General features: G+C 57.4%; 13 protein-coding genes. 11 read left to right on the plus strand and 2 right to left on the minus strand.

From position 1 onward, the window contains the following. Positions 1-10 precede the first annotated feature (10 nt). The 8 genes from ACWJJK_RS03305 to ACWJJK_RS03340 all read left to right on the plus strand — a co-directional run bounded on the left by ACWJJK_RS03305 (position 11) and on the right by ACWJJK_RS03340 (position 18320). Positions 11-2677 (plus strand): TonB-dependent siderophore receptor, encoded by a 2667-nt coding sequence (locus ACWJJK_RS03305; RefSeq protein ID WP_454128642.1) that lies wholly within the window; start codon positions 11-13, stop codon positions 2675-2677. A gap of 208 nt (positions 2678-2885) precedes the next feature. Then, positions 2886-4298, plus strand: coding sequence for a cytochrome P450 (locus ACWJJK_RS03310; protein WP_086135180.1), 1413 nt, complete (start codon positions 2886-2888; stop codon positions 4296-4298). A 49-nt stretch (positions 4299-4347) separates the two neighbouring features. Beyond that, complete coding sequence (locus ACWJJK_RS03315; protein ID WP_077728419.1) at positions 4348-5565, plus strand: PepSY-associated TM helix domain-containing protein; 1218 nt, start codon at positions 4348-4350, stop codon at positions 5563-5565. Next, a complete protein-coding gene (locus ACWJJK_RS03320) occupies positions 5562-11495 on the plus strand; it encodes an amino acid adenylation domain-containing protein (protein WP_454128643.1) in 5934 nt (1977 codons plus the stop codon). Before ACWJJK_RS03315 ends, ACWJJK_RS03320 begins: the two co-directional genes overlap by 4 nt. Before the next feature lie 46 nt (positions 11496-11541). After that, positions 11542-12567 (plus strand): CapA family protein, encoded by a 1026-nt coding sequence (locus ACWJJK_RS03325; RefSeq protein WP_454128644.1) that lies wholly within the window; start codon positions 11542-11544, stop codon positions 12565-12567. 12 nt (positions 12568-12579) lie between these two features. Beyond that, a complete protein-coding gene (locus ACWJJK_RS03330; protein ID WP_454128645.1) occupies positions 12580-14283 on the plus strand; it encodes a cyclic peptide export ABC transporter in 1704 nt (567 codons plus the stop codon). A 1-nt stretch (position 14284) separates the two neighbouring features. Next, complete coding sequence (locus tag ACWJJK_RS03335) at positions 14285-16741, plus strand: penicillin acylase family protein (protein ID WP_454128646.1); 2457 nt, start codon at positions 14285-14287, stop codon at positions 16739-16741. Between the two features lie 127 nt (positions 16742-16868). Continuing rightward, the gene (locus ACWJJK_RS03340) at positions 16869-18320 is read left to right on the plus strand and encodes a diaminobutyrate--2-oxoglutarate transaminase (protein ID WP_077728414.1); all 1452 of its coding nucleotides are present in this window, start codon (positions 16869-16871) and stop codon (positions 18318-18320) included. Between the two features lie 85 nt (positions 18321-18405). Here ACWJJK_RS03340 and vapC read toward each other — a convergent pair whose 3' ends face one another. Both vapC and ACWJJK_RS03350 read right to left on the minus strand, forming a co-directional pair. Then, on the minus strand, positions 18406-18801 hold the full coding sequence (vapC, locus tag ACWJJK_RS03345) for a type II toxin-antitoxin system VapC family toxin (protein ID WP_077728413.1): 396 nt from the start codon (positions 18799-18801) through the stop codon (positions 18406-18408). Further along, a complete protein-coding gene (locus ACWJJK_RS03350; RefSeq protein ID WP_156880216.1) occupies positions 18801-19010 on the minus strand; it encodes a type II toxin-antitoxin system VapB family antitoxin in 210 nt (69 codons plus the stop codon). The genes vapC and ACWJJK_RS03350 overlap by 1 nt, the downstream gene beginning before the upstream one ends. 245 nt (positions 19011-19255) lie before the next feature. Between ACWJJK_RS03350 and ACWJJK_RS03355 the strand changes: the two genes are divergently transcribed. From ACWJJK_RS03355 to ACWJJK_RS03365, 3 genes are all read left to right on the plus strand, one after another. Next, entirely contained in the window at positions 19256-19603 is a 348-nt protein-coding gene (locus tag ACWJJK_RS03355; RefSeq protein WP_434110159.1) for a hypothetical protein, read from the plus strand. Positions 19604-19789: 186 nt separating this feature from the next. Continuing rightward, positions 19790-21064 carry an efflux RND transporter periplasmic adaptor subunit gene (locus ACWJJK_RS03360; RefSeq protein WP_240502382.1) on the plus strand — a complete coding sequence of 425 codons (1275 nt, stop codon included), beginning with the start codon at positions 19790-19792 and terminating at the stop codon, positions 21062-21064. Beyond that, positions 21045-24419, plus strand: coding sequence for an efflux RND transporter permease subunit (locus ACWJJK_RS03365; protein WP_156880214.1), 3375 nt, complete (start codon positions 21045-21047; stop codon positions 24417-24419). Before ACWJJK_RS03360 ends, ACWJJK_RS03365 begins: the two co-directional genes overlap by 20 nt. The last annotated feature ends 117 nt before the right edge of the window (positions 24420-24536 follow it).

Consider the following 24536-nt stretch of genomic DNA (forward strand, 5'->3'; position numbering starts at 1 on the left):
AAAAATAACGATGAAAACGACCGATAACTTGAAATTTACTGGGGAAGACGTCCTGTCGATTAACAAGGATCGACAACAAGAAGCTGTCGCTCATCAAGGAGGGAATGGTGTTGAGACAGGTTCGAAGAATGGCCTGTGCCCAGGTGCCCTTACCCGCAAGAGTACGGCCATTGCCGCGGCTTTTGCGGCCTATGTTCCGCTTGCTTCCGTCGGCGCCGAGCCGCAGCCCGTCGGCAAGGCCACGACGACCGCTCAAGCGCCGATCCAATTCGACATTCCGGCGCAAGATTTGCCCCGCGCCCTGTCCGCTTTCACCGTGCAGAGCCGCGTCCAGGTTCTTTACGAAGGCGATGTCGCCGAGGGGCTGCGCAACGCCCCCCTCAAAGGCGCCTATACACCGGAAAAGGCGTTGAAAGTGCTGCTGAGCGCGGCTCCCGTTCAAGCCCGTTTCACCGGCCAACGGACGGTGACCCTGGAGCGCAAGCCAATCGCCGTTCAATCCGGCGGCGATGCAGCCGACGCCATCGCGCTCGGGAAAGTGACTGTCAGTGCGGGAGCGGAGGCCGATCCGAACGATCCCTACAACGAGGACTACGCCGTTTCCAAATCCTTCCCAGCCACCAAGACCGACACGCCGATCATCGAGACGCCGGTATCGATTCAAGTAGTGCCGAGAGCGGTGATGGAGGATCAGAAAACTACCAGGATTACGGATGCTCTGGAGAACGTGAGCGGCGTTCGAGCGCAATCCTCCCTCGGAGCGGGCACCGGCTTCATCGTTCGCGGATTTCGCAATCCCTTGATCTACCGCAACGGCCTAATGGCAGTCCCGAGCGGTTTCCGTTCCGAATTCGATACGGCCGATCTGCAAAGCGTCGAAGTGCTCAAGGGGCCGGCGTCGGTTCTGTTCGGACGCGCGGAGCCCGGCGGCTTGATCCATGTCACGACCAAGAGGGCGCTCGACATTCCTTATTACTCCCTGGAACAACGGTTCGGCTCGTACGACTTCTATCGCACCGAATGGGACGCTACCGGCCCGATCACCGACGACAAATCCTTGTTGTATCGCTTCACCGGCTCCTACCAGAACAACGAGTCGTTCCGGGATTTCATCTCCAATGACAGGATCATGGTTTATCCCAGCGTCACGTGGCGACCGACCGAGGCAACCGATATAACGATCAACATCGAGGGGCTCAATCAGGACTACCAGGCCGATTATGGCATCCCTGTCATCGGCAAGCGCCCGGCGAATATCCCCGTGAGACGTGCCCTCGGCGATCCCAACGATCCGTTGGACAATATTTCCAGGGTGTTGCTGGGTACCGAAATCAACCATCGGTTCAACGAAGACTGGGCCATCCATAACCGGTTCCTCGCCAACTTCGGCCATGGCGACGAAACCTTTCTCAACCCTGCACCGGCGTTCGGGAACGCATTGAATCCCGTTACCGGCATCCTTCAGCGCAACGTCTTTTTCCAGCGTTATGACAGCGAGGGCTACACTACCAACCTCGATTTGACCGGCAAGTTCCGGATCGGTCCAACCGACCACGACGTCCTGGTGGGATACGACTATTTCCGGTCCTTCACCAAATACCGCACCCAGGGTTTTTTCGACACCCCCGACCCGGCGCTGGCGATCAACATATTCAATCCTTCGCCCAGTTATGGAATCGACAAGGCCGTATTCGACAGTGCCGTATTAGAGACGGAATTTCAGAACAACCGCTCGGTGATCAAAGACGAGTGGCACGGCGTTTATTTCCAGGACCACATCACCTTGTGGGACAAGCTGCATATCATGGGGGGAGGCCGTTACGACTGGATCGAAACGGGTAGAGGTCGGGGCAGCTCCTTCTCGGCTGCCGACAAAAACCTGCCGGACACCATCCGGAAAGACGACGGATTCAGTCCGCGCGTGGGCATTCTCTACCAGCCTTGGCAGTGGCTGGGAGTTTACGGTAATTGGACGACCTCGCTCGGCGCCAACAATGGGATATCGGCAACCGGGAGATCCTTTGATCCTCAAATCGGCGAGCAATTCGAAGCCGGAATCAAGACCTCTTTGTTCGAAGATCGTTTGCTCGCTACCTTGGCTTATTACCACATCACCAAGGACAACCTGCTCACCCCCGACCTGACGACGCCCGATCCCAACGACAGCGTGGCGATCGGCCAGCAGCGCAGCCAGGGAATCGAACTGGACGTAGCGGGGCGTATTACCGACAACTTGAGCATCATCAGCAGCTATGCCTTCACCGATGCCCGGATTACCAAGGACAACCGAGCCCTGAATGGCCAGATTAAGGGGTACGAGGGCAAGCGACTGAACAATGTGCCCGAGCATGCGGCAAGCCTATGGCTCAGATACGACCTCAACGGGTACGAAGCGCCGGACGGTTGGAGTTTCGGTCTAGGCGGCGTACTGGCGGGGCAACGGGAAGGCGATGTCGAGAATACCTTCCAATTACCCGGCTATGTGCGGATGGACGCCTTCGCGGCATACCGATTGAAGGTAGGGCCGACGCGCGTCACGGCTCAATTCAATATCCGCAACCTGCTCGACAAGACGTATTACGAGTCCACCGATCCGGATATCAATGTATCGCCGCGCCTGGGCGTTTATCCCGGCGCACCGCTGACGGCCATCGGTTCGGTGCGGGTGGAATTTTGATGTTCAAGTATTTGGATAGCTAAGACGACCCGAACACGCAATGCCGATGAGCCTCCTTGCAAACGTCCTTGAAAGAGAAGCTGGGCTTCAGAGCGGTGCGCGACGTCTCGGTCGCTCAAGGCGCGTGCAGGGTCTGGCTTAAGGTACACCGGTGGATCTGGGGTGAACCAGCAGAGGCGATTCAATCGGCCGGGAAAAGAGGATTGTGATGTGTAGTATCAAAACCATTTCTGCGCTCCCCGGCCATCCGGACCCGGTGGTATTGGAGCCTGACTTCAACCGGGTTCATGAAATCTTCGAGAAGCTAGCGGACCGGTACGGAAAACTTTTCACGGTTCAATTTGCGAACCGGCCGCTAGTAGTCGTCGCGAATGCCAATCAGATCAATTTCATTCTTCGCAAAAGGCCGGACCTTTTCGGCCCATATAGCAGGAAAAACAGAGTTCTCGAAACCATGAAAGTGGACGGAATCGAGGCTGCCGACGACCACGGCTGGAAACGTCAACGGGAAGTTATAGCGGCATCCATGGAATCCCGCCATATGGCCCAATATTTCGAATATATCAAGGCGGCTACCGGAGATTTGAAAAACCATTGGATCACTCATGGCGAAAACCTTTCGAAAATTGATTTGGAAGCGGAGATTTTGGGCTTCTCGATATCGGTATTTACATCGATGGTATTCGGCGATCTGGCCGATATGCCAGTGGGCGAGCAAGAGGTCACGAAGAATATCTTACATAACCTGGTCCCTATTTTGGGCAGGCGCATCGATGCCTTACTGCCGCAAATGCATTTGGAAAGCTTCTCCGAAGACAATTATTTTGACGAGGACATAAGGGAAATCTTCAGAGCCGTTAAAAATGTCATTGCACGTAAAGGATCCCTTTTAAATGACACAAATGGGGCTGGCAACGCGGTGAGCATGGTCCGGCTTCTTATAGAAGCCATGAAAGAAAAGGGTTCTGATATTCGCAATATAAAACTCATCGAAAATATTCTGTTGATAGTCCTGGCCTCCGAACCCACTACAGCGAATACCCTGCTCCGGGTGCTCTTCTGCATTGCCAAAGACCCCCAGGTCCAAAGGGACATTCAGGACGAAGTCGATGCTGTACTAGGCAATGGCGGCATTATCGAGGACATTGAAGATATCAAGAAGCTCAAATGTATCGACGCCGTTATTTTAGAGACGATGAGAACGTCGTCGGTATCCCGCCTCGCGATCGTGGAGGCCAAGGCGGATTTGGTAATGGACGATGTCGAGATACCCGCTGGAACTCCGTTGGTATTGCTGATCGCGCGTTGCGCTCTGGACGATGAAAATTTTCATCAGGCTAGGGTATTTGATCACCGGCGATGGCGCAGCGAAACCAAAGTGGAATCTTCCAAACATAACGGCAAAGCCTTTTTGGGTTTCGGCTCGGGGCCGCGTTCATGTCCGGGAAGAGGTTTGGCCATGCTGGTTATCAAAAGCGCCTTGGCGATGATTTGCGGAAATTTCCAAATCCGACTGTCACCCGAAAAACAGCCTGGCGATAAAACCGGTTTCAACGATAAGCCGCTGTCCTTTGGTCTTACTATCGAAATTCGCGATAGGCGTCATGACGTCGCGCTTTAGAAAAGATTAAACCTATTGCTGTACGAAAAAGTATTCCACGAACGCGAATATGGAACGAAACCCGGGACACCTTACTCTTCGACGGCGTTTTCGCGCTTTCTGGCTCAAGGTGCATTTATTTATCGCCTTGGCGGCAGGGTTTGTTTTCGTCGTTCTCGGACTGACGGGGTCGGTTAATGTTTTCTTCCGAGAATTGGAAGAACTCGGTTTGCCGACGCAAACCCATCACGAATCCGATGTGCAACCACATTCATTGGACGAAATCATGCAAACCCTCACGGCGGCACATCCACAAAGAAAGGGGCAATGGATCTTGGTATTGCCTGGGTATGGGAAAACCTATTTGTGGGCAATATATCCGAACCCCGAGGAAACGATGGATGAATTTTACGCACCGTTGCGGGTTTTGGTGGATGTTTACAGTGGTGAAATTCTTAAGGAGAGCTTTTGGGGGCAATCCTTATCGACCCTGATTTACGAGATTCACGCCAGCTTTCTTTTGGGCAAGCTCGGTTCGAAACCCGGCAAACTGGGTTTTGACATAGTCTGTTTCTCCGGCCTGCTCCTGCTGCTTTCCGCGTTGAGCGGCTTGTACCTGTGGTGGCCGCGTTGGAACAAAATGAAAACCGCGATCACTTTCAAACGAAGGGCGAGTCCGGAACGGTTTTATTTCGATTTGCATAAAGTAACCGGCTTTTACGCAGCAACGGTTCTCGTCACACTGGCTTTTACCGGGTTTTCGTTCAGTTACGATGATTATCTAAAGCCGTTGATACGATGTTTTTCGCCTATCGGCGCCGAGCATTTAAAGGACCCCGAACTTAAATCGGAATCAGCCGCCGGTGGGCGCCGGATTTCGATAGCCGACGCCGTGGCAATAGCCGACTCCGTTTTTCCCGGCGCAGAACTGCGTGGAGTACAGACGCCGGACGGTCCCGATGGCGTCTATGTCATCGAGAAAAGGCAATCCGGAGAAGCTAACCGGCTCAGGCCGCGCACCAAGATCTGGATCGACCAGTACACCGGCAAGGTGCTGGCGGTTCAGGACCCGAATCAATTTACCGCCGGCGAGACATTCCTCAACCTCATGTGGCCCCTGCATAGCGGAGAAGCGATTGGCCTTCCGGGCCGCATCGCATGGTGTGTCATCGGTTTCACGCCCTTGATCCTTTACGTCAGCGGAATCGTGCGCTGGCTACAGAAGCGAAAGGCGGCAAGGCGGAGCGAGGCCGGGTTCAAGAAACGTCTGGAAAGGACAATGGGATGAAAAACGAGATCGAATTATCCGAATCCAAGTCTGCATTATCCGCAAGCAAACGAGCGCTTTTGCAAGAACGCCTGCAAGGGCGGCTGATTCCCCGTCGGCTTGGACCATCCACGATGCCCAAGCGGCCTCAGGGACCATCGCCTCTGTCTTTCTCCCAACAGCAGTTGTTCTTCCTCGATCAATTGGAATCGGACAGCGCCGCCTATAACTTTTCCATTGCGGTTCGGCTTAGGGGAACGCTAGTCGTTGACGCATTGGAAAAAGCCATCAACGAGATCATCCGTCGGCACGAGTCCTTGCGGACCGAATTTGTCATCGCGAACTCCGAGCCGATCCAGCGAGTGCTGCCGGAACTTAGCTTGTCCGTCAGTGTGGAGGATCTGAGCGGACAATCTCCGTCGGAACGCCGCGACTACCTTGGAAAACTGCTTAACCGGGAATCGAGAACGCCTTTTGATTTATCCGAATGCCCGCTGCTGCGCGTCAGGCTCTTTCGCTTGGCCGAGGGCACCCAAGACGAACAGGAGCATGTTCTCCTCATCACCATGCCCCACATTATCACCGACGGCTGGTCGGCGGCTGTTCTATACCGGGAGCTGGCCACGCTGTACGAAGCTTATGTCCTAGGCCGCCCGTCACCGTTACCCGAGTTGCCCATCCAATACGCCGACTTCGCTTATTGGCAGCGGCAGCGGTTGCAACCGGATGTCCTCGCGAAAATGTTTTCGTTCTGGGAGCGTCATTTATCCGGTTCCGATTCCGGTTTCGAGTTGCCGACCGATCGGACGAGGCCGGCGGTGCAGACGTATCGCGGGAGCGACTACCACTTTTTTCTGGCCAAGGAACTCACCGTAAAGCTGAACCAGTTATGCCGCCGGCGGAACGTGACTTTGTTCGCGCTCTTGTTTTCCGCCTTCAATGTGCTCCTGCATCGCTATACCGGTGAGCAACATATTTGCGTAGGGACCCCGGTAGCCAACCGCAACCATGCGGAGCTCGAAGGGCTGATCGGTTTTTTCGTCAATGTATTGGCACTGCAAACCGATCTTTCGGGCAATCCGAAATTCACCGCCTTGCTGGGCCGAACCCGCGAAACGATGTTGGATACCCAGCCGCATCAGGAGTATCCCTTCGAGTTATTGGTTAAAAAGCTCAAGCCGATTCGAGATGCGAGTTCCAATCCGTTATTCCAGGTCATGTTCGTACTGCACAACGTGCCGTTCGACTCGATACGGGTAACCGGACTGGATATCACGCCATTCTCGGTCGAGAACCATGTTTCAAAGTTCGACTTGACCCTGCACGTTACCGAAGAGCCGGACGGTCTGCGCACATCCCTGGAATACAACGTCGATTTGTTCGACGAGAGCACGATCGCCCGCATGGCGAGTCACTTCCGGGTATTACTGGAGCACATCGCAGACGCTCCGGACACGCGGATCAGCGAATTGCGGCTGCTGACGCCGGAGGAAAACCGGCAACTGACCGAGGAGTGGAGCACTGTAACCGCCTACGTGTTATCGGATGGCGGTCCGGAGAGTGCGAATGGCCTGCCCGCGCGCTCGGGAGAAACGTCGGCGGACGGATTCATCCACGCACTGTTCGAGGATCAGGCGCGGCGTGTGCCGTCAGCAATCGCCCTGTGCGGCAACGGATCGACTTTGACTTACGCGGAGCTTAACGCCAGGGCCAATCAACTGGCGCACTACCTCCGTAGCAAAGGGGTAGGACCCGGAATCACGGTCGCACTATGTATCGGTCGCTTGCCGGAAATGGTGGTCGGGATACTCGGCGTTCTGAAAGCCGGCGGAGCCTATGTGCCGATCGATCCGAAATACCCCAAGGACGAGATTGCGTATCTGCTGGACGATTCCGGCGCAGCGCTGCTTCTGACTCGGGAATCGGTGCTGGCGGCGTTGCCGAATCTATCGATAACGCCGACATGCGTCGACTGTGATTGGGAAGCGATTGCCGAACAACCCGTCGCGGATCCGCGGGTGACGATCGATTCCGGCGACCTGGCCTACGTTATTTACACCTCCGGGTCCACGGGAAAACCCAAGGGCGTAGCCATTACTCATCGCAATGTCCTGCACTCGACCCAGGCCCGGTTTGCCTATTACCGCAACCCGGTGGAAAGCTTTTTATTGCTTTCTTCCTTTGCCTTCGACAGTTCCTTGGCGGGCATATTCTGGACCTTGAGCCAAGGCGGAAAACTGTGCATTCCCGATGATTCGACTCATACCGTTCCGGCGTTTCTGGTCGATTGGATCAGGAAAGAGCGGATTACCCATTTGTTAGGCCTGCCGTCTTTTTACAATATCCTCCTCGAGCAAGCGGATGCGGGGCAACTCGATAGCTTGCGGGCGGTTATCGTCGCCGGAGAAGCTTGCTCGGCGGGAGTGGCCGAACGCCACTACGCACAACTGCCGGGAGCGGATCTCTATAACGAATACGGCCCCACCGAAGGCACCGTCTGGTGCACCGCATATAAAATCCCGCCGAAATTTTCCGAGGACTCGATACCCATCGGCCGCCCCATTCCCGGTGCGCGGATATATCTATTGGATGCCTATTTGAATCCGGTGCCCGTTGGCGTACCCGGCGAGCTTTATATCGGCGGCGAAGGTCTTGCCGCCCGCTATTTGAATCAGCCGGCATTGACCGCCGAACGTTTTTTGCCCAACCCTTTCGATAATGCCTCCGGGGCTCGTCTTTACCGGACGGGAGACCGTGCGCATTTCCGCGCCGACGGCAATATCGTGTTCTTGGGGAGGGCCGATCACCAAGTCAAGATTAGGGGGTTTCGAGTAGAGTTGAGCGAGATCGAGGTCAAGTTGCTGAAGCACCCGGATATCGAAGCAGCGGTCGTGACCGATCACGAAACCCCTTCGGGAAGCAAGCGCCTGATTGCGTACCTCGTGCCAAGGCAAGGCGAACGCGCGGCCGACGCCGACGGGTTACGCGCGTTTCTGCAAAACATGTTGCCCAGCTACATGATTCCGTCGGCCTTTGTATTTCTCGATCGTCTCCCGCTGACGCCCAACGGCAAACTGGACCGCAAGGCATTACCTTCAGTGGACGTCCGGGATCAATCGGAGGACCGCTACGTCGCACCGCGCACCAAGATCGAGGCCGTGTTGTGCGCTATCTGGGGGCAGGTATTGGGTCTGGAGAAAGTCGGCATCCAGGATAACTTTTTCGAGATCGGCGGCGATTCCATATTAAGCATGCAGATGGTGAATCGGGCGAAGCAGGCCGGCTTGACCATTCATCCCCGGCAGGTCTTCGAATACCAAACCATCGAAGCATTGGCGAAAGCAAAGGACCGCGACACGGACGTGCAGGCGGAACAGGGCATCATTACGGGAGAAGTTCCCTTGACGCCCATCCAGCGGTGGTTTTTCGAACAGTCCTTCCCTAACCCGAATCATTGGAACCAATCGGTTCTGCTGGAGGCAAAACAGCCGATCGTCCCCGCGGTACTGACAGACGTCATACGGCACCTGCTGCACCACCACGATGTTTTGCGCACCCGTTTTCGCGAGTGCGGCGGTCTTTGGACGCAGGTGCTGGCGGAGGATGTCGAGGGCGCAGTCGAAATCGTTTCGGTCGATTTTTCGGGTCTCGCCGAGGATCGCCGGCAAGCCGCGCTGACCGAACAGGCTTCGCGGTGGCAGCGCAGCCTCGATTTGCGTCACGGGCCTTTAATTCGGGTGGTGTGGTTCGATTGCGGAGGCGATTCGAGCAGCCGTTTGTTGATCATCATCCACCACCTGGTGGTGGACGGAGTAAGTTGGCGCATTCTTTTGGAAGACATGAGCGCCCTTTACCGGCAGGCTCTCGCGGCGCGAGAGATGAGGTTGCCGAAAAAAACCACCGCCTTCAAGCAATGGGCGGAACGCCTCGCGGATCATGCGCAAACGGCAATGCCGGAGCGCAACGTCGCCTATTGGCTGAACACCGATTGGAGCCGGATCGCTGCACTGCCGATGGATTTCGCCGGGGGCGTCGATTCCGAGGCAACCGGCGAGACCGTGACCATTTCGCTGGACCCGACGAAAACGTCCGTTTTGCTGCAAAACGCCCCGCTGGCCTATGGCGCGCGGATCAACGAGGTTCTTCTCGCGGCGGTAGTGGCCGTGCTGGCCGAATGGGCGCAAAGCGACTCGGTATTTTTGGAAATGGAAAGCCATGGCCGTGAATACCTTTTTGACGATGTAGACATCTCGCGCACCGTAGGCTGGTTTACCGCCTTATTTCCGGTTTTGTTCGAAATTTCGCCCGATCGGGCTTTTCCGGAAATAGTCCAAGCGGTGAAGGAGCAACTGGCCGTCATCCCGAACCACGGCATCGATTACGGCGTCGTGCGCTATCTGAATCGGAATCCCGATCTTGTCAGCCGGCTGGAAGCCGTTCCGGAACCTCAAATCGGGTTTAACTACCTTGGCCGAATCGATCAAGGAACCGCGGTCGACGCTTGGTTTTCTCTCGCTCCGGAACCCGCCTGCCGCCTGAACGATCCAGCGGGAGTGCGGCCGCGCAGCCTGTCGATCGATGCCTCGGTCGTGGCGGGTGAATTGCGCGTTCATTGGAGCTACAGCCATGCCTGTCATTCGCGGGAAACCATCGAGCGACTTGCCGGCAGGCTTTTAGGGATACTCGAAGATGCCGCCGCGGCTTGTTCGGCAGCAGCATCGCTCGGCGATGCCGTGAATTCGGAGCAACAAGAACCATCAACTTCCATTGTGAATCTGGCCGCGGAAGCGATTCTGGATTCGTCCATCACGCCTGCTTTCCGCCCAGGGAAACCGAACGGACTTCCTCGCAATGTGTTGTTGACTGGAATTACCGGGTTCGTGGGCCCTTTTTTACTGGACGAACTATTGGCGCAAACTCAAGGAAAGATTTTTTGCCTGGTGCGTTCCGGTTCGGCTGAGGACGCAGCCAATAAAATCGAAGAAACCCTCGATCGCTATGCCATCCATAACCCTTTGGCAAAACAGCGGATCGTGCCTTTGCCCGGTGATTTGGCAAAACCGTTTCTCGGACTGCCGGCGGCGCGGTTTCGGGAGTTGGGCGATGAAGTCGACGTGATCTATCACAACGGATCGTCGACCAACCTGATCTTATCTTATCCGGCTTTGAAACCCGCCAACGTGTCGGGTACGCGGGAGATCCTTCGCCTTGCCTGCACCGGCACGGTCAAGCCGGTTCATTACGTATCGACGTTGTCTATTTTCGACGACGGAACCGAGCCCGAGCCGCCAGGATTTTCGGAGGACGATCTGCCCAGCCTGAATACCCGTTTGACCATGGGGTATTCGCAGAGCAAGTTGGTGGCCGAGCATCTGATTCGAATCGCGCGCGACCGCGGCTTGCCGGTTACCGTTTACCGATTGGGCACCGTGACGGGACATGGCGGCACCGGCGCTTGGAATCCGAATGATTTCCACTGCCGGTTTCTTAAGGTGTGCCTCGATCTCGGGATATTTCCCACGAATAGGACGTCATTCGTGCTGACACCCGTCGATTTCGTCAGCCGCGCCATCGTGGGGCTGTCCGCCCTCGATTCCTCGCCGGGGCGTACCTATCACGTTTTCAATCCTCATCCGACACCGGTATCGGATCTTATTGCCTGGCTCGACAGGTATGGGTATCGGATTGAAAAGGCTTCACCCCCGGAATGGATGAGCGCCTTTTCCACGCTCGCCTCTCGGTCGCCCGATCAGCCTTTGCACACCATGGCCGGAATGGTGGAGTCCTTTGTAGAACATCATCACGATGGTTCAGTGCCTTATCGATGCGGCACGACGGCTGAAGCATTGAGGCAAGCCGGAATCGCCTTGCCGACGGTCGATGAGGGCGTGTTTGCCAAATCGCTCGATTATCTGGTCGACGCGGGCGTTCTGGAACGGCCCTTTCGTTGAGCGACTTGCAAGCATCCACCCTGAAACAACACGCCGGATTAGTTCGATGGACCTGCTCAAACGCAAAGTAGCAGTAAGGTGCCCCGGTTGGGATAACGATAAGCCGCCCCGATATTTTTCCCAGCCTTATAGCCTCGTCGAGGGATTGGAGTGGATTTACCACGTCCTGATCAATCCGCCGCGAAGCCACGGCCCATTCGAAGAATTCGTTCCCGATAACAGCGTGATAAATACCGTTATGCCTCGGATAAAGCTGGGTTTTATCGGAGATATCATGATCCTCGAAGGAATGGATTTAAGAATCGGGGAGGATATCAGGCGCTTTTTCTCTGATACGGATTTCCTGGTCGGTAATTTCGAAGGGACTATTGTTACCGGCCACCGCAAGCAGGTGTTTATGGCCCAGGCTCACACCGAGGAGATTTTGGACCATCTGTCCAAGCTTTTTCCACCTGAGCGCACGGTTCTGTCCTGTGCCAATAATCACACGGGCGATTATGGCTGGGATGGGTTTTGCGAATCCTACCGGCGGCTGCAAGATTATGGCTTTATAACCGTGGGAAGGCGGGATGAACCGTCTGTGCTCATTGACGGTAAGGTAAATATTGTCGGTTGTACCCGTTGGTCGAATCAAAAATGCGAATTCGTAGCGACGATAGATGAGGTCGATGATTATTTTGCTGGCGATGCCGAATTCAATATTTTGTATCCGCACTGGGGATACGAAATGCAATTGCGTCCTAAATATCATCAGGTGCTGCACGGCCGCAGCTTATTAAATATGTGGGATATGATCATCGGCCATCATTCGCATTGTCCGCAACCAGTCGAGCTTTGTGAAACTAATCGCAATACAAGATTATTAGCTTATTCATTGGGAAATTTTTGCTCCTCTGAAAATAGGGGAGATACCCCTATCGGGATTATTATGAAAGCCGATATCGGGCCGGATAGCAACGGTGTCTGGGGTGTCGGCAGAATGAACTGGGAGTTTATATATGCGTTCTTGCACAAGAAACAGCGATGCGTCGAGCTCGAAATACGCCGCACTGAACCTGCTCGGTCTCGATAATGTGACAACCCGATGAGTGATTTATTCGGCTTTCTTCCGTTTCGGTCATGGATCGCGCTCTTGATCGCTGCCCTAACGGGCATGGTTAGTGGGCTTAGCGGGGTCGCACTGCTCGCCGTGATCAATGGCGCACTGCAGCCCCCTGCTTCTATAGACGAGTATTGGCCGATATTCGTCGGACTGTGTGGCAGTTTTATCGCGGCCAGGCTCGTATCGGAATACGTCGTCATATTCCTAGGACAAAATACGATTCGTGATTTACGAATCAGGCTGTGTCGAGAAATTCTCGAATTACCGCTGGCTGAATTTCAGAAAATGGGCCCCGGCAAGGCCTTGGCAAATCTCACAGAAGATGTGGCGGCAGTCTCCGAGGCGTTCACCCGAATTCCTTCCATTTGCGTCAATATCGCCGTGGTGTTCGGCGGCCTGGGTTATCTCGGCTGGTTATCGAGGGATATCCTCTGGATCGTGTTAGGGGCCATGGCCGTCGGCGTCCTCAGTTTTAGGACGATTCAATACTGGGCCTATCGATGGCTGGTGGTCGCCCGCGAGCACGAGGATTCGGTATATAGATACATTCGGAACATGACCGATGGAATCAAGGAGCTAAAGCTCAATCAGCCGCGTCGCCGGGCGTTTTTGTCGGACTGCGTGGAAGCTTCGATTATCAATTGCCGTCGGAATAGGCTATTGGCAATGCTGTGGTATGCGGTCGCCATCAACTGGGGAAACGGATTGTTTTACGCAGTGATCGGTACGATTCTTTTCATTCTGCCTCAGTGGCAGGAAATTCCGTCCGAGATCGCGCGAGGCTATTGTTTGATCATTTTATACATGGCTATGCCGCTCCAGCTTCTGCTCGAAGTTATTCCTATCCTGTCGAAAGCCAGGGTGTCGGCCGGAAAGATTCACGCTCTGGAGAAAGGGCTTTCCGGCAAAAATCAGGATTACGGGCTGCTTCCAAGAAGAGATCCCGAAGCGCGTACGCCGATTTTGGAGCTTTCGAAAGTCCAGCATTGTTATCGTGGAGAAGACGGGCGCGTGGAGTTCTTACTCGGCCCTATCGACCTAACTCTATACCCCGGTGAAATCGTTTTTATTATTGGAGGAAACGGCAGCGGGAAATCCACGTTAGCTTTTTTATTGGTTGGATTATATCGGCCGGAAAGCGGAGAAATACAGTTGGATGGCGAACCGATAAACGATGGAAATCTCGAATATTATCGACAGCACTTCTCGGCCATTTTTTTCGACTTTTTCCTGTTCGAAAACCTATTGGGCTTCGACAATCTGGAATCCAACAGCAAAATATGGGAATACCTGAAGCATCTGGACCTCGCTCACAAGGTCACCGTCAAGGACGGTAAGTTTTCTACGGTCAATTTATCGCAAGGGCAGCGAAAACGGCTCGCACTTCTGGTTGCTTATCTGGAAGATCGTCCGTTCTATGTGTTCGATGAATGGGCTGCGGATCAGGATCCGATATTCAAGAGGATTTTCTACCGAGAGATTCTCGGTTCCCTAAAATCCCGCGGAAAGACGGTTATCGTGATTACTCACGACGATGCGTATTTTTCATTGGCGGATCGTTGTCTCAAGCTGCGGGACGGAAAGCTTTTCGAGGTGCCGGTGGCCGAGGCGAGCGATAGCCATGGGAGAGCCGAAAATTTCGCCGCCCCTACTACGACAATGTTAGAGGTCGGCCATGGAGCCTGAAATGGGTTGCTCGAGCCCTGGAGACAAGGAAGAAAAATCGGCGGTTTCGGCAGAGCTATCGAACCGAATGTCGTCACGGCGGTGGAACCGAACGAGCACGAAAGTAACGCATCGCCTGTTTTTCGGCGCCGTCATTTTGATCGGTGCCGGCTGCTTGGCGGGGTATTGCTCGCTACGACTATCGTTGCCCCCCGAGCAGGGGACTTACCGGCTTACTGAGCTTGCATCGGGCGTCGTGGTGGAATTCGACAGCCAGGGAATTCCCTCGATTTCGGCAAAATCCCGCGAGGACGCCTTTTATGCGTTAGGTTTTGTGACCGCTCGCGACCGCCTGTTTCAACTCGATCTGCTGAGGAGGCAAATGGCGGGACGGCTGGCCGAGGTCATGGGAGAAGATTTGGTGGAGTCGGACCATCGGCATCGGGTAATGGGTTTCGAACATGTGGCCGGAGCTATTGTGAAACGCCTTCCGGAGGATCAGTTGCGGGTGTTGGAGGCTTATGCCGCGGGGATCAACCAGGGAATGGCGTCCATGCCGGTCGTACCGTTCGAATTCTTGCTGTTGGGATATCGGCCTTCCGCTTGGCGGCCCGAGGACAGCCTGCTGGTGGTGCTGGCCATGGAAGAGGACTTGGGATGGACGGGGGAAGCGGAGCGCATGGCCACGGTCATGGAGGCCGCCCTGCCGAAAGCGGTAAATGCGTTTTTCTCTCCGGCCGTCGATCGCTACACCAACCAACTTCTAAGCGGCAAAGCCTCTCGGACTCGGCTCCCTCCGATTCCCAAGGAGGACTTGTCTGCCTTGCTGAGGAATGCTGGAGAACACTACGCCGGTTTGGCAACGGACGGTCCTGCCCCCAAGGGATCGAACGGTTGGGTGGTCGGTCCTTCGAAAACTTGGGACGGACGAGCCATCCTCGCAAATGATATGCACTTGTCGCTACGTGTCCCCAACATATGGTACCGGGTGCAAATTCGCTACGAGGACGTGCAGCTCACCGGTCTTGGCTTGCCGGGAATCCCTCTGGTCGTGGTGGGTTCCAACGGTAAGGTGGCCTGGGGCTTTACCAACATAGAGGGCGATTTCGTCGATTTGGTGGAACTGGAACTCGATCCGGACGATCCCGGACGCTATCGCACGCCTCAGGGATTTGCCCGCTTCGGCGAACGCATCGAAACGGTGCCGGTACGGGACGGAACCGAGCGCACGTTCAAAGTACTGGAAACCATCTGGGGACCCGCTCTGCCCGAACCCCTACTGGGCAAGCGGGTGGCCGTACACTGGACCGCCCTGGATCCGGAGGCTACCGACCTGCATCTTCTCAACCTGGATGCGGTGGAGGATGTCGCTGCCGCCCAGGCCGTGTTCAACCGGGGCGGCGGTCCGCCCTTGAATGCCATGGCGGCGGATAGCCGAGGCAACATCGGTTGGACTTACACGGGGAAAATCCCGAGACGCTTCGGTTTCGACGGATCGGTTACCCGCTCTTGGGCAGATGGCTCGCGCGGCTGGAAAGGTTACATTCCGCCCGAAGAGCTGCCACGCTCGGTGAATCCGTCAGCCGGTTTCATCGTCAACGCCAATCAGCGGATGCTCAATGACGATTATCCCTATGTCATCGGCCATGATTTCGACCACGGGCACCGCGCCCACCGAATCGCCGAAAAACTCTCCATGGCCAATAATCTCGACGAGCGGGATATGCTTACCCTGCAACTCGACACGCGGGTGGAGTTCTATCGGTTTTATCAACGGCTTGCCCTGTCTCTTCCGCCCGGCGATGCGCGCGAGGCGGGGGAACGTTGGCGGGAGAGCTTGGAAAGGTGGGACGGTTCCGCGGAAAAAGGGTCGGTAGGATTTGCGCTGCTGGTGGAATTTCGCCGCTTGTTGCTCGACGAGGTTATTTCTCCCTACCTGACGAGGTGTCGTAGCCTAGATCCCGGCTTCCGGCTTCAGAGAGCGACCATCGATGAGCCCTTGCAGCAACTTCTAGAGGCGAAATTGCCGGAATTGTTGCCTCACAAAGAACGCTATCCGGATTGGGATGCTTTTCTCCGCGATCTCCTGATACGGTCGGAGCGTAACATCTCTGCTAAGTATGGAGGCGAGTCCGCGGAATCGCTGACTTGGGGCGCGGTCAATCGCGTGTCTATCGCCCATCCGTTTTCATCCGCGCTTCCATTGCTCGGCACCTTCCTGGACATGCCGCCGGTTCCCGTGTCGGGATGCCGCGAATGCGTCCGCGTTTACTCGCCCGGCTATGGAGCCAGCGAGCGTATGGTGGTCGCGCCGGGTCATGAACTCAACGGCCTTTTCCATATGCCGGGAGGCCAATCCGGGCATCCGCTGTCGGCACATTATGACGACCAACACTCGGCTTGGGTGGAAGGAACTCCTACGCCTTTTTTAGTCGATGATCTCGTTCATCGGCTTTATCTGGTGCCAGTGGAGGACTGAATTCAGTGGGATTGGAAGAGAGGGGGCAAGGATTTGCGGAAATGCCCGGTGCCGCATGGCAGTGGGACCAGATGCCCGGAAGTGCTTCGGGCAACGAATCGCATAAAACTGAAACGGAGTTGTCATCATGACGCACATTGTTGCGGAGCCGAAAATTGACCTTCCCTCGCAGGAACCCTTAGCCGGGGCCGACGGATTATCGTTGGCGTCATCGAATCGAACGAGGCGGAACGATATTTCGGGCAACGCGTATTATCTGGATCGGCAGACGGCGTTCGAATCCAACGCCCGGACCTATCCGCGCAAGCTGCCCATCGCCATTCGCCGGGCCGAAGGCATTCATGTCGAGGATACCGACGGACGGCGCTATATCGATTGCCTGGCTGGGGCGGGGGCCTTGACGCTCGGGCACTATCATCCGGTGGTGGTGGAAGCGGTGCAACGCGCGGTGGCCGATGGCGTGCCCTGGCAAACCCTGGATTTGACGACGCCGGTCAAGGACGCTTTTGTCGAGGAGCTTTTCTCTACGCTGCCGAACGAATTCGCCGGCCACGCCCGTATCCAGTTCTGCGGGCCGTCCGGGGCGGATGCCATCGAAGCGGCGCTCAAGCTGGTCAAGACCGCCACTCGTCGGCGTTCGGTCCTTGCTTTTCATGGGGCCTACCACGGCATGACCCACGGCGCGCTGGGCTTGACCGGCGAGACCGGGCCCAAGCTGGCGATCGGGGGACTCATGCCCGAGGTGCATTTCCTGCCTTATCCCTACGCCTATCGCTGCCCGTTCAATCTCGGCGGCGAGGCGACCTGGCGCGCATCCATCGCCTACATCGAGAGGCTGTTGGACGACACCAACAGCGGCATCGCGCCGCCCGCCGGCATGATCCTGGAAGCCGTGCAAGGGGAGGGCGGGGTGATTCCGGCGCCGGACGAGTGGCTTCGGGAAATACGGCGCATCACCCGCGAACGGGAGATTCCCTTGATCGTCGACGAAGTACAGACCGGCGTAGGTCGCACGGGAGCGATGTATGCCTTCGAGCATGCCGGCATCCTGCCGGATGTGTTGGTGCTTTCGAAAGCGGTGGGCGGCGGACTGCCGCTTAGCGTGGCGGTCTACCACGAAAGTCTGGACCGCTGGGAGCCCGGCGCCCATGCCGGCACGTTTCGAGGCAACCAATTGGCCATGGCGGCGGGCGCCGCGACTCTGCGATTCGTCAAGGAGCAGACGCTCGACCGCCATGCGGACGCGATGGGCGAGCGTTTAATGGCCCATCTGCGCCGTATCCAACGGGAGTCGCCTCATGTGGGCGACGTGCGGGGACGGGGCCTGATGATCGGCGCCGAGATCGTGGATGCGCGAGCCGAGCCCGATCGTCTCGGCGCTCGTCCGCCTTGCCGCGAACTGGCGCGCCGGATTCAAAAGGAATGTCTCAATCGCGGCTTGATTCTCGAATTGGGCGGGCGTCAGGGAAGCGTGGCCCGCTTCCTGCCGCCTCTGATCGTGACCGCGGGCGACATCGACCGGATCGCCGGAATCTTCGAGGAGGCTGTGAGGGGGGCTGGTAAGAGGCCGAAGACTTAAGGCAATAGGAGGAACGGAGCGGCTGCGATTGTCGACTCTATTAAGCCTCTGGCTTGGTCTCGTTCAGTATTTTGCGTCGCGTTTTTCAGATCGCGATCAAGCGCAAGGGAAAACATTGGCTGATAGCTTGGAAATCGCGATCTTTGCAGAGTAGTGGCAGGTTGTCGCGCAGGCAGAGTCGCGCGATCACACAATCGATCGTCGATCGAATGGTATAGCCCTTGGCGCGGCAAGCCCGGTAAATCCTTGCGGCCTCGATATAATCCGACTGCGCAGGCTCTTTGACGTAGTCGAACGCTTCCAACAAACCGGAAATTTTGACCGCTTCGGATTCGGTGCGCAGGCCGAGCAGGATTTCCGTCCATACTACACCCGGAAGCGCGATAGGTTCGGCATCGGCTAGCGCCTGCGACAGCCGATCCGCTTCCGCTGAGGCATGGCCGTTGAAATAGTCGATCCAAACCGAGGTATCGACGAGCATCAGTCTTCTTCGAGGTTCGGTCTGGCGCGTAACTGATCGAGGTCACCCTGCCACGGGATCTGACCGCGCAAGGCCAGCAGTTGCCGGCGTTTGAGCGTTTTGACGAACTCGGTCAGAGCGGCTTGGATAGCGGCTTTTTTGGTCGGGAAGCGGCCCAACTGCACTACCTGATCAAGCAGGTTTTCATCCAAATCGACATGCGTTCTCATGGGATTAAAATCCTATTTTCAATGCACATAATTTTGTCAGCACTATGTGCATAATTCAACGAACGGATTCCCGCGCTTCTGCGGCCCGCGTAAAGCGGAACACACGGACTCACTATTTGCCGTACCAATAAAAATGAGTGACCGGAGTACGGGTTTTGGGGCGGTCAAACGTCTTATATGGAATGGCTGCGGCAAATTGCCTTTGGCCGAGTCTTTGGTTTTGCTATTCCCTTCAGGAGTAATCCGTGAAACGACGCACACTGACTGCCGCCCTTGTCATGCTGATTGTTGCGCTGGAGATCCATGCCGGTACTCTCGCCGACGGCAAATGGAGTCCGGCAAGTTGCGGAACGCGGCCGGCCGCGCCGGAGATCGATTCCCGCAGCGTCGACGCCTACAACCGCAGTCTCAAGGCGGCGAGAGACTGGCAGCAAAAGGCGCAAGCCTACAACGACTGCATCGTCAAGGAAGCCAATGCAGACAACTCGGTCATCGCCGAGACGGCAAACGCTGAACAGGCACGCTTCCGCGCCGAGGTCGAACAGATCGGTGCCGTGGCGACGGCCGCCAAGGCCAAGCTGGATAGCCGATGACACGGATGGCTGAAACGCCGCCCGGCGCTTTGGGTACAGATACACGCCGGACCGGTCTTGCGATGGCCGGTTTTTTGATTGTGATGGGCCCGTCTCGGCCGGGCTTTGGCCCACGCACCAAACGGGGCAGGTGAACTGCCGGTGAGTCTTGGAGAGGCATGAGGCTGGTGACTTTGGACGTTGGACTTGAGGCCGAACCGAGAGCGTGCGCCGGGTGCCCGCCCGAGCAGCGAGATAGGCGTCGAAGCTTGGGGCTTTCCCTCCGGCGTAGTTAACGTCCAGATGAAAATCCTCCTCCCCATTCTCGTGTTGCTGACCGGCGCGGTCGGCGCTTATGCCATCGTATCCCACCGGCCGGCGCTGGAAACCCAGCCCGCCAAAGCGGAACCGCCGCTGGTCTCGGTCGTTCGTGCCGAGCCGCAGACCGTTCGGTTGAACGTGCGTTCACAAGGTGTCGTCATGCCCCGCAACGAAATCGACTGGGTCGCGGAGGTGGCGGGCAAGGTGATCCGGTTGAATCCCGATTTCGTCGCCGGCGGGTTCTTCGAGATGGGCGAGGAACTCGTGGGCCTCGACCCCCGCGACTACGATCAGGCCGTCCTCGCCGCCGAAGCCCAGCTTGCGGAGGCTAAGCGTCGGCTCGCCCAGGAGGAAGCCGAAGCGGAACAGGCTCGAAGCGAATGGCAGGCTCTCGGCGAAGGACAGCCCTCGCCGCTCATCCTGCACGAGCCGCAACTGGCCGAAGCGCGGGCCAAGCTGAAAGCCGCCGAAGCCGATTTGGTCAAGGCTCGCGTGCAGCGGAGCCGGTGTGAACTGCACGCGCCGTTCGCAGGTCGGGTATTGGCCAAGTACGTGGGACTCGGCCAATACGTGCAGCCCGGCGAAAAACTGGCGCGGGTCTATGCCACCGATGTGGCCGAGGTGCGCTTGCCGGTTTCGACCGATCAACTGGCATACCTCGATCTGGACCTGGGCCGGCGCAACGGCCATCGCGACGAAGGCCCCAGGGTTATTTTGACGGCGGATCTCGGGAACGTCGAACAGCGCTGGGAGGGGCGCATCGTGCGCAGCGAGGCGCAAGTCGACGACGCGACCGGCCTCTTGCATCTCGTGGCGGAAGTTCGGGAGCCGTATGCGCAAAAACATCCCCAACCCTTGCTGACCGGTTTGTTCGTCAAGGCTGAGATCGATGGCAGGGAACAGTCCGGGGTTTTCGTGCTGCCGCCCGGCGCCGTCAATGCGGCTCAGGAAGCGCTGGTGGTGGACGCCGAGCGGCACCTCCATATCCGCCGCCTCGCGGTGCTGCGCACCGAAGCCGATCGGGTCTTGATCGGCGGCGGACTGGCTGCCGGGGAGAAGGTGGTCATCGGCGGCGTGCAGGTGCCCGTGGAGGGAATGCTCGTGAGACTCGAGGCTGGAGACTTGGGGCCGGAGGAAAGGAATGACCGTGCCTCCAATTGATAGCTCTCAAGCCTACAGCCTCAAGTCTCAAACCTTTTCCTCGGGTCTCGTCGGTTGGTTCGCTTCCAACCCGGTCGCCGCCAATCTCTTGATGCTGCTGATCCTGTTCGGCGGAATCGGCAGCCTGATCGTCATGGACAAGGAGGTGTTTCCACGCTTTCTCCCCCACCAAATCGAAATCAAGGCGATCTATCCTGGTGCCGGGCCCTTGGAGATCGAGGAATCGGTGTGCATCCGCATCGAAGAGGCGGTTTACGATCTGCCGGGCGTCAAGCGGCTCAAGTCGGAGATCAGCGAGGGCGAATGTAGGGTGAATGTGGTGGTTCTGCCGGGTCACGACAAAGACCGGGTGATGAACGCCGTGCGCGGGCGGGTCCAGTCCATTCAGCGACTGCCGAAGACTCTCGAAAAGATCGAGGTGCAGCCGGCTTACCGGGAGGGCGACGACGGCGTCATCTGGGTGGCGCTGCACGGTCCCACCGATCCGCTCATCCTCAAGCGGCTCGGCGAACGTATCCAGGGCGATCTGGCGCGGTTACCCGGCGTCACCCGCGCCCTCAATTACTACGACGTGCCTTACGAAATCGCCATCGAGGTTTCTTCGGAACGGCTGCGGCAACACCGGTTGTCCCTGCACGATGTTGCCGACGCGGTCCGACGGACTTCGGTGGACCTGCCCGGCGGCATGGTGAAGAGCCCGGCCGGTGAACTGTTGCTGCGGGTCAAGGGCAAAGCCCGAGAGGGAGCTTCGATCGGGGATCTGGTGCTCAAAACCCATCCGGACGGCAGCCGGGTGCTGCTCCGCGACGTAGCCACCGTCACTGACGGCCTGGAAGAACGCCTCTCGGCATGGCGCCACAACGGCGAGACGGCTCAGGGCTGGGAAATCCACGCCGAGCATGACACGGTCGAGGTCGCCCGCCGGGTCAAGGCCTATGTGGAGGAGATGAGTGCCCGGCTGCCGGAACGGCTCTCGATGATTACCTGGTGGGACGATTCCCAAGCCTACGACGAGCGCATCCGGACTCTCATCGAGGACGGCCTCTGCGGTTTCGTTCTGGTGTGCGCCGTGCTGAGCCTATTTCTGCGATTCAAGGTGGCTTTGTGGGCCGGCGCGGGGATTCTCACCTCGGTGTTCGGCGCGCTCTGGCTGATGCCGATGCTGGGCATCTCGCTCAATATGCTGTCCCTGTTCGGTTTTCTGCTCGCCATGGGTATTCTGGTGGACGACGCCATCATCGTCGGGGATGCGGTGCATAAGGAACAGACTCTAGACTCTAGGCCAGAGTCCCTAGGCCATGGGCTGAAGGCTCAAGGAGAGGCGCTAGGCTCTAGACCTCAGGCGCTGGAAAATCAAGACCTTGAGTCTAGAGCCTATAGCCTCGCCTGTGCCATTCGCGGCGCGGAAAGCGTCGCCCAGCCGGTGATTCTGGCGGTGTTGACCACCCTGGTTGCCTTCCTGCCCGGCCTGTTCCTGCCCGGCTGGGCGGGGGAGATGATGCGGCCGATCTGCCTGGTGATGATTCTCACGCTGGTATTTTCTTTAATCGAGGCGCTATTGATCTTGCCTGCGCATTTGGCCGCTCCCTCAAGACCCGGCCCATATGTCTCTCGCTTGGAGAGATTGCGTATCAGGCTCAACCGCGGTTTGGAGGATTTCGTCCGGCGGATTTACGGACCCTTTCTGGAAAAAGCCTTGGCATGGCGCTATCTCACCGTTGCCGCTTTCGCCGTATTGCTGATGCTGGGCGCCGCGCTGGTGGCCGGCGGCCATATCCGGTTGTCGCTGCAGGCGGACGTCACCAAGGACAGTTTCTGGGTCAATCTGAAGTTACCGCAGGATGCGCCCTATAGTGAAACCCTCCGGGCGGCGGAAAAAGTGGAGCGGGCTTTGCTGGAGTTGCGGGATGAACTGGATCAGGCTGGAGGAAAAGGCAGAGAGAAAACAGCAGCACTATCTTCCTCAAGTCTCCAGCCTCAGGTCTCAAGCCTGGAGCCAGCCTCGGTAATCGTCGGTCTGGAGACGCTGGTGTGGGAGCACGGCGCCGGATTCTGGACCGAGCTTTCGCCGGAAGGACGGCAACACATCGTGGTCGAGGATTTCATCCAGGAATGGCGCCGGCGCATCGGCGACATCGGGCGCGCGAAAATCGATTTTCTCTACAAGGAAGGCGATGTTCCCTACGATATCGAGCTCGACCTCGGGGCGCCCGATCCGTCGCTGCTGACCGCGGCGGCCGAACAGCTCAAGCGCAAACTGGCCGCATATCCCGGCGTGTACGACGTGGTGGACTCCGCCGAACCCGGCAAACCCGAGATCCGCCTTCGCCTGAAGCCTGAAGCGGAACGCTTGGGGCTGCGGCTGGAAGACGTCGCCGAGCAGACGCGGCACGGCTACTACGGCGACGAAGTTCATCGGCTGCAACGAGGGCGCAGCGAAGTCAAAGTCATGGCGCGCCTGCCCCGGAGCGAGCGGCAGTCCTTGGACGATCTGCATAATCTGCCGATCCGCCTGCCCAACGGAGCACAAGCGCCGCTTCGGACCCTCGCCGAGATCGACCTCGTGCCCGGCTACGCCAAGCTGGCCCGGCAGGATCGGCAGCGTGTGCTGAAAGTGCAAGCGCGGGTCGATCCCAAGTCGGCGGACCTCAATGCGATCTATGCCGATCTGGAAGCAGCGGAAATTCCCCGTTTGAAACAGCAGTTCCCGGGGCTGGACGTAGGCCTGGGCGAGGAGCGAATCGAGCAGGAGGCGTCCGTTCATGCTCTCGCTTTCTACACCCTGATCGCCCTGGTGGTGATCTACGCCCTGATCGCCGTGCCGTTCCGCTCCTATGTCATTCCGCTGATTTTTCTGCTGGCCGCGCCCGTCGCCTGGTGCGGCGCGGTTTTCGCCCACTGGCTGGCGGGTTTGCCTTTATCCATGGAATCCCTGGTGGGCATGATCGCCGCCAGCGGCGTGGTAGTGAACGACAGTTTGGTGCTGCTCGACTACATCAAGGAACATGAGGCTACAGGCCCTAGGCTCGAGGCTTTAGAAGAGGACAGCGAGCAAGATTCGCCAATCGCTGCTTCCTGTAGCCTAGAGCCCAAAGCCCATAGCCTGGTCTTAGAAGCCTGCACCGTCCGCTTCCGCCCGATTCTGCTGGCGTTTCTCACGACCTTCGCCGGTTTTTTGCCGACCCTGTTGGAGACCAGCCAGCAAGCCCAATTTCTGGTCCCGATGACCTTGTCGCTGGCCGCCGGGCTGTTGTTCGGCATGGGGGCCAGCCTGATACTCACGCCGGTCTGTTACGCCATTTTGGGGCAGTCGCGGCAGGTTGCGGCCTCTAGCGCGGTTCCTACCGGGGTATAGCTGTGTCGGCAAAGGATTGCCGACCTACGAAAGGGCGTCGCTAAGTAGGTCGGCAATCCTTTGCCGACATGCACCCGTTCGGACAAAGCTTGACCCGAAGAGGGCCCGATGGTTTGC

The organism is Methylocaldum gracile (assembly GCF_053646815.1).

Coding starts and splice junctions, on each gene's coding strand:
- ACWJJK_RS03325 (WP_454128644.1), top strand. CDS start 11,542: ATGGACCTGCTCAAACGCAAAGTAGCAGTAAGGTGCCCCGGTTGGGAT.
- ACWJJK_RS03335 (WP_454128646.1), top strand. CDS start 14,285: ATGGGTTGCTCGAGCCCTGGAGACAAGGAAGAAAAATCGGCGGTTTCG.
- ACWJJK_RS03365 (WP_156880214.1), top strand. CDS start 21,045: ATGACCGTGCCTCCAATTGATAGCTCTCAAGCCTACAGCCTCAAGTCT.
- ACWJJK_RS03310 (WP_086135180.1), top strand. CDS start 2,886: ATGTGTAGTATCAAAACCATTTCTGCGCTCCCCGGCCATCCGGACCCG.
- ACWJJK_RS03305 (WP_454128642.1), top strand. CDS start 11: ATGAAAACGACCGATAACTTGAAATTTACTGGGGAAGACGTCCTGTCG.
- vapC (WP_077728413.1), bottom strand. CDS start 18,801: ATGCTCGTCGATACCTCGGTTTGGATCGACTATTTCAACGGCCATGCC.
- ACWJJK_RS03340 (WP_077728414.1), top strand. CDS start 16,869: ATGACGCACATTGTTGCGGAGCCGAAAATTGACCTTCCCTCGCAGGAA.
- ACWJJK_RS03320 (WP_454128643.1), top strand. CDS start 5,562: ATGAAAAACGAGATCGAATTATCCGAATCCAAGTCTGCATTATCCGCA.
- ACWJJK_RS03330 (WP_454128645.1), top strand. CDS start 12,580: ATGAGTGATTTATTCGGCTTTCTTCCGTTTCGGTCATGGATCGCGCTC.
- ACWJJK_RS03350 (WP_156880216.1), bottom strand. CDS start 19,010: ATGAGAACGCATGTCGATTTGGATGAAAACCTGCTTGATCAGGTAGTG.
- ACWJJK_RS03315 (WP_077728419.1), top strand. CDS start 4,348: ATGGAACGAAACCCGGGACACCTTACTCTTCGACGGCGTTTTCGCGCT.